This window comes from Streptomyces changchenzhani (assembly GCF_039766235.1).
Taxonomy (GTDB): domain Bacteria; phylum Actinomycetota; class Actinomycetes; order Streptomycetales; family Streptomycetaceae; genus Streptomyces.
The window spans coordinates 84747-103284 of the sequence record NZ_JBDHNH010000003.1; the positions used below are offsets into that span (position 1 = coordinate 84747).

15 protein-coding genes are annotated in these 18538 nt (G+C 68.1%); 7 read left to right on the forward strand and 8 right to left on the reverse strand.

Features of this window, described 5'->3' with window-relative positions; genetic code table 11:
- Positions 1 to 8: 8 nt before the first annotated feature.
- The 6 genes from ABCR94_RS11860 to ABCR94_RS11885 all read right to left on the reverse strand — a co-directional run bounded on the left by ABCR94_RS11860 (position 9) and on the right by ABCR94_RS11885 (position 7121).
- The gene (locus tag ABCR94_RS11860; protein WP_347119216.1) at positions 9 to 419 is read right to left on the reverse strand and encodes a PTS-dependent dihydroxyacetone kinase phosphotransferase subunit DhaM; all 411 of its coding nucleotides are present in this window, start codon (positions 417 to 419) and stop codon (positions 9 to 11) included.
- On the reverse strand, positions 416 to 1021 hold the full coding sequence (gene dhaL / locus ABCR94_RS11865; RefSeq protein WP_347119623.1) for a dihydroxyacetone kinase subunit DhaL: 606 nt from the start codon (positions 1019 to 1021) through the stop codon (positions 416 to 418). The genes ABCR94_RS11860 and dhaL overlap by 4 nt, the downstream gene beginning before the upstream one ends.
- A gap of 46 nt (positions 1022 to 1067) precedes the next feature.
- Positions 1068 to 2060, reverse strand: coding sequence for a dihydroxyacetone kinase subunit DhaK (gene dhaK, locus ABCR94_RS11870; RefSeq protein ID WP_347119217.1), 993 nt, complete (start codon positions 2058 to 2060; stop codon positions 1068 to 1070).
- A 990-nt stretch (positions 2061 to 3050) separates the two neighbouring features.
- The gene (locus tag ABCR94_RS11875; RefSeq protein ID WP_347119218.1) at positions 3051 to 4601 is read right to left on the reverse strand and encodes a carboxylesterase/lipase family protein; all 1551 of its coding nucleotides are present in this window, start codon (positions 4599 to 4601) and stop codon (positions 3051 to 3053) included.
- Positions 4602 to 4852: 251 nt separating this feature from the next.
- Positions 4853 to 5758: a 5'/3'-nucleotidase SurE gene (surE, locus tag ABCR94_RS11880; protein ID WP_347119219.1), complete on the reverse strand. Its 906-nt coding sequence runs from the start codon at positions 5756 to 5758 to the stop codon at positions 4853 to 4855.
- Between the two features lie 118 nt (positions 5759 to 5876).
- Positions 5877 to 7121 carry an MFS transporter gene (locus tag ABCR94_RS11885; RefSeq protein WP_347119220.1) on the reverse strand — a complete coding sequence of 415 codons (1245 nt, stop codon included), beginning with the start codon at positions 7119 to 7121 and terminating at the stop codon, positions 5877 to 5879.
- Positions 7122 to 8011: 890 nt separating this feature from the next.
- On the opposite strand from ABCR94_RS11885, the gene ABCR94_RS11890 reads away from it, so the two are divergent.
- The 4 genes from ABCR94_RS11890 (at position 8012) to ABCR94_RS11905 (ending at position 13679) form a co-directional block, all read left to right on the forward strand.
- Positions 8012 to 8509: a phosphatase PAP2 family protein gene (locus ABCR94_RS11890; RefSeq protein WP_347119221.1), complete on the forward strand. Its 498-nt coding sequence runs from the start codon at positions 8012 to 8014 to the stop codon at positions 8507 to 8509.
- 188 nt (positions 8510 to 8697) lie between these two features.
- Positions 8698 to 10242: a carboxylesterase/lipase family protein gene (locus ABCR94_RS11895; RefSeq protein WP_347119222.1), complete on the forward strand. Its 1545-nt coding sequence runs from the start codon at positions 8698 to 8700 to the stop codon at positions 10240 to 10242.
- Between the two features lie 217 nt (positions 10243 to 10459).
- Positions 10460 to 12325: a glycoside hydrolase family 3 protein gene (locus ABCR94_RS11900; protein WP_347119223.1), complete on the forward strand. Its 1866-nt coding sequence runs from the start codon at positions 10460 to 10462 to the stop codon at positions 12323 to 12325.
- 346 nt (positions 12326 to 12671) lie between these two features.
- Positions 12672 to 13679: a LacI family DNA-binding transcriptional regulator gene (locus ABCR94_RS11905; RefSeq protein ID WP_347119224.1), complete on the forward strand. Its 1008-nt coding sequence runs from the start codon at positions 12672 to 12674 to the stop codon at positions 13677 to 13679.
- A gap of 24 nt (positions 13680 to 13703) precedes the next feature.
- On the opposite strand, the gene ABCR94_RS11910 is transcribed toward ABCR94_RS11905, so the two are convergent.
- Both ABCR94_RS11910 and ABCR94_RS11915 read right to left on the reverse strand, forming a co-directional pair.
- A complete protein-coding gene (locus ABCR94_RS11910) occupies positions 13704 to 14414 on the reverse strand; it encodes a phosphatase PAP2 family protein (RefSeq protein WP_347119225.1) in 711 nt (236 codons plus the stop codon).
- Between the two features lie 132 nt (positions 14415 to 14546).
- On the reverse strand, positions 14547 to 15485 hold the full coding sequence (locus tag ABCR94_RS11915) for an alpha/beta hydrolase fold domain-containing protein (protein WP_347119226.1): 939 nt from the start codon (positions 15483 to 15485) through the stop codon (positions 14547 to 14549).
- 283 nt (positions 15486 to 15768) lie between these two features.
- Between ABCR94_RS11915 and ABCR94_RS11920 the strand changes: the two genes are divergently transcribed.
- The 3 genes from ABCR94_RS11920 to ABCR94_RS11930 all read left to right on the forward strand — a co-directional run bounded on the left by ABCR94_RS11920 (position 15769) and on the right by ABCR94_RS11930 (position 18524).
- Positions 15769 to 16209, forward strand: coding sequence for an ATP-binding protein (locus ABCR94_RS11920; protein WP_347119227.1), 441 nt, complete (start codon positions 15769 to 15771; stop codon positions 16207 to 16209).
- Between the two features lie 119 nt (positions 16210 to 16328).
- Positions 16329 to 17954: an AMP-binding protein gene (locus tag ABCR94_RS11925; RefSeq protein WP_347119228.1), complete on the forward strand. Its 1626-nt coding sequence runs from the start codon at positions 16329 to 16331 to the stop codon at positions 17952 to 17954.
- A 75-nt stretch (positions 17955 to 18029) separates the two neighbouring features.
- Positions 18030 to 18524, forward strand: coding sequence for an acyl-CoA thioesterase (locus ABCR94_RS11930; protein WP_347119229.1), 495 nt, complete (start codon positions 18030 to 18032; stop codon positions 18522 to 18524).
- The last annotated feature ends 14 nt before the right edge of the window (positions 18525 to 18538 follow it).

Below are 18538 nucleotides of genomic sequence, written 5' to 3' on the forward strand. Positions count from 1 at the left end.
GCGAACGGTCACACCTTGCGGTACTCGTACGCCTCCTTGGCCGCCGCTTCCACCGCGTCCAGATCCGCTCCGGCCGACGCCGTGACCACTGCCGCCACCGCGCCCTCCACGAACGGTGCGTCCACCAGCCTGGTCCCGTCCGGCAGTTCGTCGCCCTCGGCCAGCAGCGCTTTCACCGTGAGCACCGCGCTGCCCAGATCGACGAGCACCGCGACTCCCGCGCCGCCGTCCACCGACGCGGCCGCCTGGGCGATCAGCTCCGAGCTGGTGCCGAGGCCGCCGTCCGGCAGGCCGCCCGCAGCGGCCACCGGTGCGAGCGTTCCACCGCCCGCCAGCCCCTTCGCCAGCTCGGCGACGGCGGTGGCGACCGACGCGCTGTGCGAGACGAGCACGATCCCGACCTGCTTGTCCCCGCTCACGCGGTGTCCCCGGCCACATCGGCGAGGGTGTCGATCAGCAGGGCCGCCGACGTCGCCCCGGGGTCCTGATGCCCGATGCTCCGCTCACCGAGATAGCTCGCCCGGCCCTTGCGCGCCTGCAACGGTACGGTCGCCAGCGCACCCTCGTCCGCCGCGGCCCGCGCGGCCGCGAAGGACTCGCCGAGCGCGTCGGCGGCAGGGACCAGCGTGTCGAGCATCGTCTTGTCCCCGGGCTTGGCCCCACCGAGCTGCGCCACGGCGTCCACGCCCGCGCGCAGCGCCTGCCCCAGCTCCTGCCGTGTGACTTGCTCCGCTTCGCCGAGCGCCTTGCCCGTGCGCCGCAGCAGCGTCCCGTACAGCGGCCCGGAGGCCCCGCCCACGGTCGAGATCAACTGCCGCCCCGACAGGGCGAGTACGGCGCCGGGCGTGACCGGTGGCTCCTTCTCCAGCGCCGCAACCACGGCGCGGAAGCCGCGCTGGAGATTGCTGCCGTGGTCGGCGTCACCGATGGCCGAGTCGAGGTCGGTGAGGTGCGAGGCCTCACGTTCCACGGCGGCCGCTATGGCTGTCATCCAGGCGCGGAAGAATGGGGCGTCGAGCACAGAATCTCCGTCGGGCACAGAATCTCCTTCGTACGGTCCGTACGGCTCAGCGGCCCCAGCGGAGCGCGGCGGTCTCGACCGGCGCGTCCCACAGGCGCAGCAGTTCCTCGTCGATCTGGCACAGCGTCACCGAGCAGCCGGCCATGTCGAGCGAGGTGACGTAGTTCCCGACGAGCGTACGGGCCACGGAGACGCCCCGCTCGGACAGCACCCGCTGCACCTCCGCATTGAAGCCGTACAGCTCCAGCAGCGGCGTGGCGCCCATTCCGTTGACGAGTGCGATCACGGGCCCGGTGGGCCGCAGGTCCTCCAGGACGGCGTCGACCGCGAAGTCGGCGATCTCCCGCGAGGTCATCATCGCCCGTCGCTCACGCCCCGGCTCCCCGTGGATACCGATGCCCAACTCCAGCTCACCCGGCGGCAGATCAAAGGTCGGTGAGCCCTTGGCGGGCGTGGTGACGGCGCTGAGAGCCACTCCGAAACTCCGCGACGAGTCGTTCACCTGCCGCGCGACGGCCTCCACCCGCTCCAGCGAGGCACCCTCCTCGGCCGCGGCGCCCGCCAGCTTCTCGACGAAGAGCGTCGCACCTGTGCCGCGCCGGCCCGCCGTGAACAGGCTGTCGGTCACCGCCACGTCGTCATTGACGAGAACCTTGGCGATCTGGATGCCCTCGTCCTCGGCCAGCTCGGCGGCCATCTCGAAGTTGAGTACGTCGCCCGTGTAGTTCTTGACGACGAACAGCACCCCCTTGCCACTGTCGACCGCGGCCGCGGCCCGGACCATCTGGTCGGGGACGGGAGAGGTGAACACCTCACCGGGACAGGCGGCGGACAGCATGCCGGGCCCGACGAACCCGCCGTGCAGCGGCTCATGCCCGCTGCCGCCACCCGAGACGAGGCCGACGTTTCCGTTGACGGGCGCGTCACGCCGTACGATCACTCTTTTCTCCACGTCGACCCTGAGCGCCGGGTGGGCGGCGGCCATGCCGCGCAGGGCGTCGTCGACGACGGTCTCCGGCACATTGATGAGCATCCTCAACGGTTCCTCCTGGGAAGATTACCAGGCAGGCCCTTGAGCAGGGTTTTGCCTGGTCAGCGGTTCTTTAGGGATTCTCGGCCTTGGCGGTCGGTGGCGGCCTTGGGCGGTGTCCGGCGGGGCTGATGCTGACCCAATGCTGACTTTCCTGACGCACCGTCAGTAGCGTTCGGGTCCTATCGTTCTCGAGATGCAGGCGTCCAGTATCGAAGAGGTGTGACCCAATCGGGAAGCGACGCGTCGAAGGCTGTGCACAGATCCGGTGACGTTCTGGCGTGACGTGGTGCGAGATGCCGCCAGAGCCCTCGTGGATCGGTTGCTGAGTTCGCCAGTGTGGCAATTGGGTCACGGAATGGGAGCTGCCGCTTTGCGGCGAGGTGCATGGCTGCGACGGGCGGTGGACGGCCTGCCGTGCCGAGGGTGGAGGCCGTTTCCTGCAAGGGAGCTCATGCCTCTGCCGCTGCCGACGGCTGTCAGGGGATGACAAGCAGCTGCAGCCCAGCGTCGCCGATGTGGTTCCGATTACGCATCACGTGGAGTGCGTTGTGATCCTTGAGCCGATCAAGAAGGATGCCTGACCTGCGGTTTTGACGATGCGCATTATGTGCGATGCGGGCGTTACGGGCGATATCTTGACGCTGAAATGACGCTCATTCTGATGGGTCGTCACCTTGTTGTTGATGCTGGTCGCGGGTGCTGGTCCTCTGCGTCTTCGGAGTGTGGAGGACGTACGACCGCTCCATGTTATGAAGGGCCAGATCGCCGCGAGCCTGCTGATCGTGCCACGTGAACGGCAGGGGCATTGGCTCGGGCGTCGGCGGCATCTGCACTCCTGGGTTCGAGTCAATGTCTGCACTGGGTACCGATGCTGGACCGTGGGGACGTCGAGTGAGCGGCACCGGGTCTGCCTTGTTGAAGGAATGGGACCTGTGTGCGTCCGGAAACGCAGGGGCTGGGACGGGGTGGAGGTGTCTCCGCCCCGTCTGAGATACGTCAGGAGTTCTGCGCGAGTGGGGAGGGCAAGCCCTTCCAGAACGAGCACTGGCGGTCTGCGGCGAAGGTGGTGGACGGTGCGTCCGCCTTGGGATTGAGCGTGAGCACCGTGTGCTGCCTGCTCGTGGGCGCCCAGGGTGTCTGGCCGGCCACCACAGGGGTGCCGTAGCGCGCGAACGCCGCCCAGTAGCGCTTCATCCGGTTTGCCAGAGCAGCCTGCGCCGGAGTCAGCGGCCTGTCACCCATGGTGAAGTCGTGCAGGTAGGCCAGTTCGGCACTGTGGGCGTTCGACTGGTCGAGTCCGGGCACCCGAGCCCCGTACAACGTGGGCGAGGCGGGGTCGTCGAACTCGTAGGCGTAGGTGGGTACCTGGCGGGAGAGCACCTGGGCCGACCCGTATGTATGGCAGGCAAAGGTCGAATCGGTGAGTACGGCCGAGAGCGCGAGGTACGGGGAGTCGTAGTCCGAGAGCGGGTAGCGTTCCAGAACCCGGTCTGCCGCAGCTCCGTAGCTCGACTTGAGCTGGGCGGTGTACTGCTGCGCAGTCAGATACGGCTGGGTTGCGGCGACGAACATCCTTCCTTCGGCCCGGGTGCTGCCGATCAGTATCGGTACCTTGTTCCACTCACCGGATTCGAGCGCCTGGGAGGGCTGCACAGGAAGCAGCCGGTCGCCGACCGCGGGTCCGGACGTGGGGAGCGTACGGGCGGCGCCCACGAGATCGGATCCGCTTGCGGCACGCAGGCACGCGGCGATTGCCTCGGCGCCGGGGCAGCCTGCCTGCGCGGCGAAAGCGCGACTTTCTCTCTCCGCCCGGGCTCGATCGGGCGATCGCAGCAGCGTGCAGGGCCCGCTCTGCAGGATGGCCCGGCTGAACATTCCGGCAGCGCGTGGTGAGGCGAGCATGGCGCACACCGAGCCGCTGCCGGCGGACTGCCCGGAGATGGTGACGTTGCCGGGATTTCCACCGAACGCTGCGATGTTCTGCCGTGTCCACTTAAGCGCCGCGATCTGGTCCATCAGCCCCCACGACCCTGAGCGCAGCGCGTTGTCGGTGGTCAGCTCGGGCAGGGTCAGGTAGCCGAGCTGGCCCAGGCGGTAGTTGATCGTGACGACGATGGTGTTCGTCGATTCGGCCATGGTGCGGCCGCCGAATTGGGTTCCTGTGCCCTGGCTGTACGCTCCGCCGTGCATCCAGAAGACAACCGGAAGCCTCGTTCCGGCATGGGCCCCCCGTGGGCGGTACACGTCGAGGTAGAGGCAGTCCTCACTTGCCGCTTGAGGGTCGCGGAGGCCGAACGGCGAGAACTGCAGACATGCTGGTGCCTGGCGCGTGGCGTCGCGAACCTCGCTCCATCGCTTGGGTGTCTGTGACGGACGGAAACGCAAGTCCCCCACGGGAGGCGCCGCATAGGGGATGCCGAGGAACTCTTGGGCCTGCCCCCGGCTCTGGCCCCGTAGACCGCCTTGGGCGATCGTGACGAGGGGGCTGGTCTGCGACCTCTCGGACGGAGCCGCCGAGGCAGGCGCCACCGGCACGAGCAGCGCCACCAGAGCAAGTAACCAGGCGAGACCCGCGGATACCCGCGAAAGGGAAAGCTTTCTCATTCTTCCTCCTGGAATTCCTTGAGCCGTCGGTGAATCCGCCGGATCCTTGCCTGGTCGAGCTGCTTCGATTCGTGGGCGGTTGCCGAGGCACGCAGCCAAGGGAAAGTGGGGGCGGAGCGCACTCGTGCTCCGCCCCCATCCGCCTGTGCGCTTCGGCCTGTGTGCCCGTTACGCGCACGGATGCCGGGTCGGCGCTATGGGCGGATCCCGGCGAGGAGAATGCTGGTCCTGGCGAAGCCCGCGGGCCCGGTGTTCCAGTTGGCGGCCATGGGGCTGACGGCGATCTTGTCGGCGCTCACGGCCTCGACGTCCCCGCCCTTGGCGGCGGGCTGCGGTGCAAACTTCACATCCACCTTCCACGTTCCGTCGCCGGAGTCGATGAAGTCCGGCTTCAGGGGCGTCTGGGGGTCCTGGAACGTTGTGGCAACCCCGGCGGCGGTTCCGGTGCCGTCCGTGCCGACGACGGGGTGGTTGATGTTCAAGCCGACGCCCTTGGGCAGCAGCGGCCCGGACTTCGACCGGGACTGCAGCTGCTTGATGAGCTTGACGGTGAAGTCGACCGTCGGTCGCATGGCATTGACGGTGGCGACCGGGTCGGGAACGCCCATGCCGCCGGTACTCAGCGCGATGGCAGGTACGCCGGACTCGAGGGCGGCGACTGCGCCGCCGACCGTACCGGAGTGATTCGCCAGGCTGGCGACGTTCGGGCCGAAGTTGGTGCCGGAGACTACGAGGTCGGGTGCACGGCCTTCGAAGACCTCGGAGAGGCCGAAGAGCACCGAGTCGCCGGGTGTGCCGTCCACGGCCCACACCTTCGGCTCAAGGTGTTTGACCGTAACGCTGGGGCCGCTGAGTATCTTCGTACCGGTGCCGCTCTGGTTGGTCAGCGGGGCGACGATGGTGACGTCGTGCCCGGCGGCAGTCAGGCGCTGGAACGCCGTACGGATGCCGGGGGCGCTGTAGCCGTCGTCATTGGTGAGCAGGATGCGCAGCGGGCCGGTGGGCGCGGTCTGCGGCGAGGCGGCCGCCGGTGCCGTGCCGGCAAGAGCGGGCGTACACAGCAGCAGGGCGGCCAGCGGCAGAACTCGCTTGCGTCTCACGATGTGCTCCTCCGAGGAGTGAGGGAGATGTGTGGGACCGGCGGGCGCTCGACCCTCGACGAGTGCCCGCCGGAGTAAAGCGGCCTGCCGCGCTCAACGAGCGCGGCCAAGGGATCGCTCAGCGCACGCCGCGGATTGGGAGGATCGCCAGCGCGCCGAGCAGGGACAGGGCACCGCCCACCAGGAACAGCCCGGTGTAGCCACCCAGAACGGTGACGACCGCGGAGGCGACGAAGGGGGCGATGATCTGCGGTCCGGCATTGGCGATGTTGAGTACGCCCATGTCGCGGGCGGCGTCCTTGGCGCTGGGCAGGACGAGCGTCACCACAGCGGTGTCGACCGCCATGAAGCACCCGAAGGCCAGCCCGTTGAGCGCGCTGAAGACGAGCATCCCGGTCCAGGTGGGACTGACGACAGGGATCACCGTGACCAGACCGGCGAGCGCGGCCGAGGCGCCGACGAACACCTTGCGCCGGTCCAGGCGGTCGGAAAGCACGCCGCCGGCCACCGTGGAGACCGCCATGGCAACCATCGACACCGGGGTGAGGATCGCCATGGCCGCGGCCGGCTGCATCCCGCCCGGGAGCGCGATGTGGTCGTCGAGGATGTAGAGCTGGTATCCGATGACGGAGAAGTATCCGAGCACCATCAGCGCCCGGCCGATGAACGCCCACCGGAAGTCGTGATGGGACAAGGCCGACAGGAACGCGGCGAGGCGCTCGCGTCGTGGCACGGAGGGTGCGGGTGCCGAGCGGGGAACATCGCGGCAGAAGCTCGTCAGCAGGACGGCCGCACCGGCGATCAGGGCGCCGAAGACGAGATAGCCGGTTCCCGGATGACCTGAGGTCTGGGAAGCGATGAGCACGCCGACGGTCCCGCCGATCGGGAGCGCCAACCCCACCAGGGCCGACGCGGTTCCGCGCCGGGATGGGGGTATCCGGTCGGGCACCACCGCGGTGACCGCGGCCTGGTAGACGTTCATGGTCGCCTGGACCAGGCACCAGCCGATGCCGACGAGCAGCGCCGTCTGCGCTGTGCTGAGAAACGCCAGGCCGGCCAGCGAGGCGAGGGCGCCCCCCAGAATCCACGGGTTGCGGCGGCCGGTCCGGTCGGACAACGCGCCGGCGATCGGGTTGAACGCGGTCGCGAAGACCGCGCTGATCCCACCCACCAGGCCCAGAATGGCGACCTTGTTCGCCGGGTCTATGGCTGCGATCTGCAGAGGGAGCAGCACGGAGCCGACACCCATGTACACGGCCAGCATGGACGCGTTGGCCACCAGGAGCAGCATCAGCAGACCGCGCTGCCGGGGCACTTTTGGCACCGCGTGTGAGCGGGGGTCGATCAGTTCGTTCGTGGTCATGACGGCCGCCGGTGTGTACACGCCGTACTACGGCGGATGTGGACAGACATGTCGACTCCTCGGGGGAGGGAGCAGAGAGGGAGTGGAGGGGCCGCAGTAAGCGAGAGGCGCTCGGCGGACAAACCCTGCAACGTGAGAGTTACACGTGTTAATACGCGGTGTTCACTGTTTAGCACTCGCCCCCGGTGGTCCGCTAGGGCTGGTTTCGAGAAATCGAAGGGAGGGGGCCCAGGGGTGCGGGGCCGACGGAAGCGCGTGCAGGCGCCATCGAAGCTTCTGGCGTAAGGGACTTCCTGGCTCCCGGCCGGTGCGTGGCCACGGCTGCGGGGCGGACTGCGTTGGGCCGAAAAATATATTGCACTTGTGGCGACAGCCAAGTAGGCGCAATACTCCCGGGTACTGCTGCGCTACTGCCTGTATCGCTCGGGCGATGTGACCCGCCCGCGTTGCGCGTATCGCACTGTGCCGCGCTCAGGTACCGCTCCCTGCTGCCGCCTGCCTGTTCGCGCCGTGCACCGCCCCCACAAGGGGCCCCTGTGCCGTGCTCCCCGCAGTGATGCCACTTCCGCAGCGCCGTTCGTCGCTCTGTCGGGGGCGGCACGTGCGGGAGCTTGTCCCTCGCCATACTCCCTGCGCCTGATGCTCGGGCAGGGGACCGTGAAAGGCGTATCGTGCTCAATTCGTCCCCACCGATCGACCCGCCCCCAAGCCCCCCCAAGCCTCCTGGGCGCCAACTTCCCGCCACCCCACCTCGAGGTGTGCTTGCGGCCGGAGCGGTGCTCCTGCTGGGAGCCCTGGCAATCGGCCTCGTACTCCGAGGCGGAGGGGCGTCACCGGTTCAGAATCTCGACGACCGCTGGGCTCGCTGGACGGCGGGTCCTCGAAACGAGGTGGCCACGGACTTCGCCGGCATCCTCGACCGCCTGGGCGGCCCATTGGGGCTGGTCTTCCCCCTCGCGCTGATCGGGTGCCTGTGCGTCTACGGCCGGTGGAGGTCGGGGCTGTTCATGTTCGTGGCCTGCGTCGTCTCGAACGTGCTTATCGTCCTTCCGCTCAAGTCCGTTGTCGACCGGCCGAGGCCACCGCATCCCTTGGTCCTGGTCAATGACGGGTCGTACCCCTCTGGTCAGGTATTTACTGCCGTAGCGCTCGTGATGGTGGTCGCAGTGGTGATCTTCCATCGGAATGTACGACGCTGGTGGTGGGTGTTCGGGGGCGTGTACGTCGCCGCCATGATGTGCAGCCGTACCTGGCTGCACGCCCAGTGGCTCAGTGACACGGTCGCCGGAGCCATGGCCGGCGCAGGAACCTTCCTGCTGCTGTGGCGGGCGTTTGCACCCCTGCTGGAGCGGGAGGCCGTGCGGGCTGCAGCCGATCGCTTGTGGTAGCTGCCGACTGCGGGCGGCAGCGCATCACGCATCGCGAGATATTGACGGACGTCGCAAATGCTACACACTTGCAGTTGTCGCCGACCCCGCCCCCGTTGCGAGGTCCGCATCCACGACCAGTCGTAGCCGCGGCGTTGTCACGCACCGAGCCGGTGCGCGAAACGGCGGCAAGTGAGGAAGGAAAATTCATGGCTGTCTCTCAAGACCGGATTCCGCCCGTGGCCGACCTGTCGGCAGGACGGCTGCAAGGCGCCGTCGACGGAGGAGTCGCCGTCTTCAAGGGAGTGCCGTACGCAGCACCCCCGGTCGGGGCTCTCAGATGGCGCCCGGCGCAGCCGCACCCGGGCTGGAGCGGCACGCGGGACGCCACCGCCTTCGGTCCCAGCGCGCCGCAGATGTTCATGGAAGGGGGCGACCCCGTGATGGGCGGCCACGGCTCGCCACCGTTCGGCGACGACTGCCTGACTCTCAACGTGTGGACACCCGCTGTGGATGACGGGCGCCGTCCGGTGCTCGTCTGGATTCATGGGGGAGGCTTCGTATCGGGCTCTGGGTCGCTGCCCAACTACTCGGGGGAGGCGTTCGCCCGCGACGGCGACCTTGTCGTGGTGAGCATCAACTACCGCCTGGGTCCTCTCGGATACCTGCACTTCGGCGGCGAGGGGGAGGAATCGGAGGTCGGAAACTTCTGGCTCACCGACCAGTTGGCCGCTCTGCGGTGGGTGCGTGACAACATCGAGCGCTTCGGCGGGGACCCCGGCGCCATCACCGTGGCCGGCCAGTCGGGCGGCGCGATATCGACTGCCGCACTGGCGGGGCACCCCGAAGCCCAGGGCCTGTTCCAGCGCGTCATCCTGCAGAGCCCGCCGCTCGGGCTGCGCATCCCCACTCCGGCCGAATACCTGGAGCGAACCGATGCCTATCTGGAGATCGCAGGCGTCAAGGACGCTGCGGAACTCAGAGAGCTGCCCTGGCCGAAGCTCATCGAGGCGGCCGGCGGACTGTTCGCGCACACGATGCGATGGGGGTATTGGCCGACCCCGTTCCTTCCCGTGCGCGATGGGGTGACGCTGCTCGAGCATCCGGCCGACACGCTGCTCCATGGCGAAGCCGGCGACATCGACGTGATGATCGGCTGGACCCGGGAGGAGGCCAACTTCGGGTTCGCCCTGGACGGGGGGTACGACGCGGCGACGCGACACCAAGTGATCGCCAGGATCGCGGAGACGTTCGGTGAGGACGATGCCGCCGAGGTGTACGACTCGTACGCACGGACCCGCCCCGGCGCCCGTCCTGTGGACGTGCTCATGGATCTGATTACTGATGAGCTGTTCCGTGTCCCCTGCTTGGAGCTGGCCGAGGCCCGGGCGGGCATGGGGAGGCCGGTGTGGGCGTACCAGTTCGACCTGCCGACGCCGGCGCACAGCGGCAGGCTTGCCGCAGCGCACTGCCTGGAACTGCCCTTCGTTTTCAGCAACTTCGACAATTGGACGCACGCCCCCTTCCTCGAAGGGCTTGATCCCGCGGTCCGTGGCGGGCTGGCCCACAGCATGCACGAGTCGTGGATCGCGTTCGTTCGCACCGGAGACCCCAACCACCCGGACCTGCCGACCTGGGAGCGGTACGACGCAGACGCGCGCCAAACCATGCGCTTCGACTCGGTGGTGACCGCGGTGGGAGATTTGGCAGGGCACTCGCGCCGTCTGCACGGCAGGTTGCGTGACCGACCGTAGAACCGCGCCTGCCCATCGTGCGCGCAGCTACAACCAACCCGTGGTTTAGTGTGTTACACGTGTAATACGGTGACCTGGTCGCCGCGGTGGGAGCGGCAGCCCGCCCAGGTCCCGGGCGCTGCGGGAGCGCCCGGGACCGACCTCCGAGAACGCCTCGCACCCACAAGCCCGCCTCACGACAAGGGCCGACGCGCCATGAAACGGAACAGGTAACCCCATGTCACAGACCCCGGCCGTTCGGCCGCGAACGCTCACCGCCCCGGACGGCACCGCCTTTCGAGACCTGAACGGCAATGGCGTCATGGAGCCTTACGAGGACCCTCACCTCCCGGTCGCCGAGCGCGTCGCAGACCTCCTTCAGCGCATGACGCCGCAGGAGAAGGCGGGCCTGCTGTTCCAGACCATGGTCACCATCAACGCCGACGGCACCCTGGTGGAGCCGGAACCCGGCGCTCCCGTCGATGACCCCATGCGCGTATCCACCTCTGGCATGGTGACTGGCAAACTCATGAACCACTTCAACCTGTTCGGCGCGGCAGCCCCGAGACTCATGGCCGAGTGGAACAACCGGCTTCAGGACCTGGCCGCGACGACACGCCTGGGCATTCCGGTGACGATCTCCACCGATCCCAGGAACGGCTTCGTGGACAACCCGGCCGCTAGCGTGCACACCGAAGGTTTCTCGCTGTGGCCGGAGCCGCCGGGCCTCGCTGCCATCGGTGACGAGGACGTCGTCCTCCAGCATGCCGACATCGTTCGCCGCGAGTACCTCGCAGTCGGCATCCGGCTGGCCCTGGGACCCATGGCCGACCTCGCCACCGAACCCCGCTGGCCGCGCGTCCTGGGCACCTTCGGCTCGGACGCGGAGGTGAGCGCCCGCCTGGTCGCCGCGTACATCCGCGGCCTCCAGGGCCAGACTCTCGGCGCCGACAGCGTCGCCGCGATGACCAAGCACTTCCCCGGCGCCGGCCCCCAGATGGACGGCGAGGACGCCCACTTCGCCTACGGCCGCGAACAGGTCTATCCCGGCGATAACTTCGACTATCACCTGATCCCCTTCGAAGCCGCCTTCGCGGCCGGAACCTCGCAGATCATGCCGTACTACGCCATGCCGATCGGAACGCACCACGAGGAGATCGGGTTCGGCTTCAACAAGGGCATCATCACTGGCCTGCTGCGTGAAAAGTACGGCTTCGACGGCATCGTCTGCACCGACTGGGGCCTGGTGACCGACAGTGAGATCTTCGGAGCGCCCTTCCCCGCCCGCGCCTGGGGAGCCGAGCACCTGGACCGCCTGACCCGGGTGAAACGCATCCTCGACGCCGGAGCCGACCAGCTCGGCGGCGAGGCGGCCCCCGATCTGGTCCTGGAGCTGCTCCGCACCGGCCGGGTGACGTCCGAGAGGGTCGACGCCTCAGTGGCACGCCTGCTGCGGGAAAAGTTCGTCCTCGGCCTCTTCGACAATCCGTATGCGGATCCCGACACAGCTGCCGAAGTCTGCGGAAGCGCCGGGTTCACCGAGGCGGGACTTGACGCACAGAGCCGCTCCATCACCGTGCTCAAGGACCGGCCGAATGGGGCCACGGCGTCCCAGCTGCCTCTCGCCGACGATGTCCGCCTCTACGTCGCAGGGGTCGACGCGGATGTCGCCGCGCGGTACGCGACCGTCGTTGCGACGCCTGAGGAAGCCGACGTGGCGATCCTGCGCATCGCCGCCCCCTACGACAAGGGCCGTACCACAGGTTTTGAGTCCTTCTTCCGGGCAGGGCGCCTCGACTTCACCGCGGAGGAACTCCGTCCGGTGCTCGACGTCGCCGCGGCCGTCCCCACGGTCGTGGACATCTTCCTGGACCGTCCCGCGGTCATACCGGAGATCGCCGAGCACGCGGCGGCGCTCGTGGCCAATTACGGTGCCTCGGACATCGCGCTGCTGAATGTCCTCTTCGGTCGCTCAGTGGCTGAAGGGCGCCTGCCGTTCGAACTGCCCAGCTCGATGCGGAGTGTCGAGTCCAGTCGCGAGGACGTACCCAACGACTCTACGGAACCGCTCTTCGCCTACGGCCACGGCCTGCGACTGGGCTGATCCGAGCTCTGATCAGGAGGGTGGCAGCTGCCTTCGTGGCAGCTGCCACCCTCGATGTGTGAGTAGCAGTCGACGGGGCGGGCATGAAGGCACGCGTGCTGGAGCTGCTACCGGGACTAATCGCAGTGCACCGGGCTTCAGCCCGGTGGTGATGCGGGCTCCTGAGGTACGACTCGGTAGGGCTCGGATGCGGCTCAAGAAGCGGCTCAAGAGGACTCCGCCGGGCGGGCGGGGAGCGGCGCCTTGTCGTGGCCTGACCAGCACTGTCGGCGCCGACTCGTGCAGTAACGCGTGTAACCTGGGAAGGAAGCGGTCAGCCGGACCGAGAGGAGCGAAGAAGGGCGTCATGGCCAAAGACACACCCGCCCAAGCCTCGATCACCAGCGCGGACGTAGCGCGTCTGGCCGGGGTGTCCCGCGCCACCGTCTCCTTCGTACTCAACGACACTCAAGGGCATCGAGTCAGCGAGAGCACCAGGGCGCGAGTGCTGTCCGCGGCCAAAGACCTCGGCTACGTGCCGCACGCGGCCGCCCGTTCGCTGCGCGCCGGGCGAAGCAACCTGGTCCTGATGCCCGCGTCGATCTCTGCGATCGGCCGCCTCGTCAGCGACTGGGTGGACGATCTGCACAGCGAGCTGGATCGGCACGGATACACGACCGTGCTGCACGCCGGCCGCTTCCCTGACGCGACCAGCGCTGCCCGCTCCTGGGCCGAACTGCGGCCCGCGGCGGTACTCGCACTGGACGGCGACGCGCTCACGACCCAAGCGGCCGACATCCTGCGACGCGCCGGCGTCCGTGGACTCCTCGCCTTCGCGTCTCGCCCGATGGAAGGGATCCACACCGTGGACTTCGATCACGCCGAAATCGGCGCGGCCGCCGTGGGACACCTCATCCGGCGCGGACGCAGCAGGATCGGAGTGGTCATGCCGCAGGAGCGGGGGCTCGACGCCTTCTCCCGACCGCGGCTGGCCGGTGCCCAAAGCGTCGCGGCCCAGCACATGGCCACCGTGACACCGGTGGAACTCGCCTACACCCGTGAGTCCGCTGCGTCCCTGGCCAAGCGCTGGGTGTCCTTGGACCTGGACTCGGTCTTCGCCTTCAACGACGAGTACGCGGCCCTTCTGATGCATGCCCTCCAAGCAGAGGGCATCACTGTCCCGGACAACGTGGCCATCGTCGGGTCCGACGACCTAGTGCTCTCCGCCCTGCAACAGCCGCCACTCACCACGGTTCGACTGGACCTGCCTTCGGCGGCATCCATCGCGGACACCCTGCACAATCTGATTGAGAAGGGGACAGCGCCGCCGGTGCCGGGCCTGGAGGCCGTGCTGGTCCACCGCCAGACTTCCTGAGGCATCAGGTCCGGGAGCCGGCTGCTACGCCCTCTCCACATCCGGCGTCCCGGTCGTAGTTTCGAGAGCCAGTTTGTGCCGGAACACCCACCACGACAGTAGAGCTGTGCCAGCCCCGACCGCTGCGCCGGCGACGGTGTCACTCAGCCAGTGCGCATGCAGCCATGTACGGCTCCACATCATCGCCATGGTGAACAGGACACCCCCGACCCACCACGCGCGTCGGTGAACCGCGGGGACCATGAGGGCGCCGATCATCACCACGAGCATGGCTGCCCCGGCAGCGTGCCCGGAGGGGAAGGAGCCGTGGTCGACCCGGACCATCGGGTTCTCCGGACGCGGGCGGTCCACCAGATACTTGATGACTTGGACGACCAGCATGCCGCCGCCCAGGTAGGTGACGAGCAGGTAGAAGATGGACCACCTGCGCTTTCGCATGATCAGGAAGATCAGGAGACCGACCGGCACGACCACCCCCAGTGGCCCGCCGAACCAGTCCAGAACGGCGGCCATGGCGGCGTAGGCACCGTCGTGGGGGCCTCCCATCCAGCCCAGCCAGTGCTCGTCCAGCTCCTGGAAGGGCGGCTGCGCGGCATCCGCCTGAACAATGATCGCCAGCAGGGCGGTGATGAGAATGCAGAAGATCCCCAAAGGAAGCACACCGCGGGGAGCGGGAGTGGATCGGCGGCGGGTGGCGATCACCGGAGTATCAGGGGCGGCCGGGGCAAGGGACATGAGAGCCTCTCGTGGCCGCGAAAAGCCCGCGGCCCAGATCTGAGTAACGGGGGACTCGGAACACAAATCCGGCAGGCGGGGGTGCGTCGGAGCGGTGCCGCCACCCCCACCTCGGACGGGCGGAGATGTCGGTCAGGCGCCGAGGTGGCGAGCCATGAAAGCGACACCGTCGGTGACGATCGGCGTGACATCCAGGGCACCGAGGAAGATGTGGTCGGCACCGTCCACCGGTTGCAGCGTGACGTCGCCGTCCACCGCCTTGAGAGCCTTGGCCAGCGCTTCACTCTGGCTGTACGGCACAAGAGTGTCCTGAGTGCCGTGAACCAGCAGGAACGGCGGCGGAGTTGTCCCTTCCGCGTACGTGACGGGGCTGGCGATCCGCGCTAGTTCCGGCCGCTCCTCGGCAGTGCCGCCGAGCAGCGCCGCATAGGGATCCGGGAACTCGACGCCGGGCGGATTCGGCGGCATGGGATGCGAGAGCAGGGCGCCGATCTCGGAGACGCCGTACCAGTCCACGACCGCCTGGACTGCGGAGTGTCCCTCGCGCACGCCCTCGCTGCCTTCGAGGGCCTGGCCGTTCGGGCTGCCGGGTCCCACGAGCCCGGCGAGTGCGGCGAGATGCCCACCTGCCGACTCTCCCCAGACTCCGATGCGCTCCGGGTCGATGCCGAAGGTGCCGGCGTACTGGCGGACATAGCGGATGGCGGCCTTCACGTCATGGAGCTGGGCCGGGAAGGGGGCCTCAAGGCTGTGCCGGTAGTCGATGCACACGAGCGCGAGCCCGGCGCCGAGGATCGAGCCGTGGAGCAAGGTGACGGGAATGGTCGGTGGCGGATAGCGCCGGTCGCCGTCCAGCCACCCTCCACCGTGAATCCAGACGACCGCCGGAACCGGACCGTCCCCCGGAGGTACGTGGACGTCGAGCAGGCGGGGCCGGTAGCCGGGAGTGGTCGCATAGGTGGTCGCCTCGAAGCGGCGTACGCCGTCCTCGGCTACGACGGGTGGCTCAGGAGCCCGGTAGGGAGGCGGAGGCCATGCCTGGTCGAGGTCGACCGGAGCAGATTGCGTCATGGCGGCCCTTTCGAATCGGCTGAGAAGCAGGAGATGGGGTAGCGCGAGTGCGTCAGGTCGAGGGCTCGGTGGCTCTGCAGACCTTGGTAAGCAATCGGCTTCACGGTATTTGTCCGAAATGCTTGCGCTGTCCCGTGGGAGATGCTTAGCATGTTACACGTGTAACAACAACTCTGCGACGCTCCATCCCCCATCTCTCGCGCTCAGTGCGAACAGTTCCATGTGAACTTGATTACGCGAGTGATCTCGGGGCTGTGGTCGCCCTCCTGCTCGGGAGCTCGTCATGCTCACTGCTGCTGTGGTTGTCCCTCGCCCGCCCTCCGGGCGGCGCACGTTCACTCATTGGTCGTTCAGTCCGACCGCGGCGACTGTCCCGCTGGTGCGGGCGAGGGTGCGCGCCGTCCTCGAGGGGTGGCGGCTCTCTCTCGATCTCTCCGACGTCATGCTGCTGGCCGTCAGCGAACTGGTGACCAATGTGGTGCGGCATGCCGCGTCCGTCACCGACAGGCTGCGCGTGACCGTGGCCTTCGAGGAGGGGCGGCTTCGGCTTGATGTCGCCGATGGGGACCCGTCCCTGCCGCGTGTCGGCCCGGTCGATCTGGATGCCGAGGGCGGCCGCGGGCTGGCGATCGTCGGGCTTCTGGTCGCGGAGGCGGGCGGAGAGGTGTCCGTAGTCGCCGGTCGGTGCGGCAAGGCCGTTCGGGTGTGCCTCCCGGCGGGCTGAGTCGGGCGGTGCGCAACGCGCTGTTAACAAATCCGTACGTCGCGCAATATTGACGGCCGCCATTTTGGCGAGATACTGACTCCACTCTCCCTGCTGCCCCGAGATTGAGGTGCCGCTCCATGGAGCTCTCCCCGTCTGCGCATGTGGATTCGTTCTGCCGTGATCGACTCCCGCCCTTTCCGCTCTGGCCTGAACTGCACTTCGATCTACCGGAGTTGCACTACCCGGACCGGCTCAACGCGGCCCAGTACCTGCTCGACGGCGCCGTCGAGCGCTGGGGGCCCGACCGTGACTGCCTGCTGACTCCCATGGAGCGGTGGAGCTACGGTGAACTGCTGATCCGCGCCAACCAGGTCGCCCAGGTGCTCACCGACGACTTCGGGCTCCGCCCCGGCAATCGTGTCTTGCTGCGCGGCCCCAACAACCCCTGGCTGGTTGCCGCCTGGTTCGGTGTGCTCAAGGCCGGCGGGGTCGCCGTCACCACCATGCCGCTGCTGCGAGCGACGGAGCTCTCCGAACTCTGCGACATCGGCCGGCCGGTCGTTGCCGTCTGCGACCACCGCTACCTCGACGAGCTCGCCGCGGCCGGCGTTCCCGGCCTCGCCGTACTCGCCTACGGCGGAACCGGAGAAGGGGATCTCGCCGCGCGCTGCACGGCCAAGGATGGGCGGTTCTCCAATGTCGCCACTGCGGCCGACGATGTTGCCCTGATTGCCTTCACCTCGGGAACAACTGGCCGGCCGAAGGCGACCATGCACTTCCACCGCGACGTGCTGGCCAACGCCGACACGTTCTCCCGCCACGTCCTCAAGCCCCAACGGGACGACATATTCACCGGTACGCCTCCGCTCGCCTTCACATTCGGCCTCGGCGGGCTCGTCGTCTTTCCCCTCCATGTGGGCGCGGCGACCCTGTTGATCGAACAGGCGGCCCCGCAACGGCTCGCCGATCTGGTGGAAGAGCACGGTGTCACCGTGCTCTTCACTGCACCCACCGCCTATCGGGCGATCATGGACGCCGGCGCGGTGGACCGGCTGGCCGGACTGCGTCGCTGCGTATCAGCAGGTGAGGCACTGCCGGCGGCGGTGTGGGAGGAGTTCCATGCCGCCACAGGGCTGCGCATCATCGACGGCATCGGTGCCACCGAGATGCTGCATGTGTTCATCTCCGCAGCCGACCACGACATACGCCCCGGGTCCACAGGGAGACCTGTCCCCGGATACCGGGCACGTGTGGTGGACGAGGAGGGTCGGCCCGTCTCCGACGGGCAGCCCGGCCTCCTCGCTGTAACCGGCCCCACCGGCTGCCGGTACATGGAGGACCCGCGCCAGACCACGTACGTCAGAAGCGGCTGGAACATCACTGGCGACACTTACATCCGTGATAGCGACGGCTATTTCTGGTACGTGGCCCGCAGCGACGACATGATCGTCTCGTCCGGGTACAACATCGCCGGGCCAGAGGTGGAGAAGGCGCTGGCCGCGCATCCCCACGTCGAGGAATGCGCTGTCGTCGGGGCACCGGACACCAAACGAGGGATGCTCGTCAAGGCGTACGTGATCCTCCGGGCCGGCGTCGTCGCCGACGAGGCCACCGCCGCGGAACTGAAGAACCACGTCAAACAGACGATCGCGCCCTACAAGTACCCGCGCGCCATCGAGTTCGTCAGCGAACTGCCGCGCACCAGCAACGAAAAGCTCCAGCGCGGCGAACTGCGCAAGCGGGCCCGCTCCGGGGCCGACTAGATCCTCCTTGGGCTGACACAACGTCAGTCTGCCCCCCCCATGTTGTCGCCCCAAGGCCGGATGAAAGGCACCACCATGAGCACCCCCAGTCCGCAGCAGGAAAGCTTGCCGACGGAGGGCTGTGCAGCCGGATGCGCTGAAGCCCAGGAAGAGAATCTGCCCAGCGCCGTCGTCGAGAGCCGTGTGGAGTGGCAGGACACGGACGCGGCCGGTCACTACCACCACTCCACAGTGGTGCGCTGGGCCGAGGCTGCCGAGGCGGCCCTGCTGCGGGGCCTGGGGTTGGCTCACCTCTTCGGCAGCACCCCTCGCGTCCACTTCGAGGCCGATTACCGGGCCCGTCTGTGGTTCGGCGAGATGGTGCGTACCGAAATCCTGGTCACCAAGGTCGGAAACAGCTCCCTGCACTACGCCTTCACCGTCTGGGGCGAGGGAGCCGAGGTGGCCGCCACCGGGCGCATGGTGATCGCCCACTCTGCCGCCCGTGCCACGGGAGCCACCCCCTGGCCGGACGACGTGCGGGAGGTCCTCACCAAGGCGGGTCCGCAGGCCGCCGAACTGTTCGCGTGACTCAAGGCCCACAC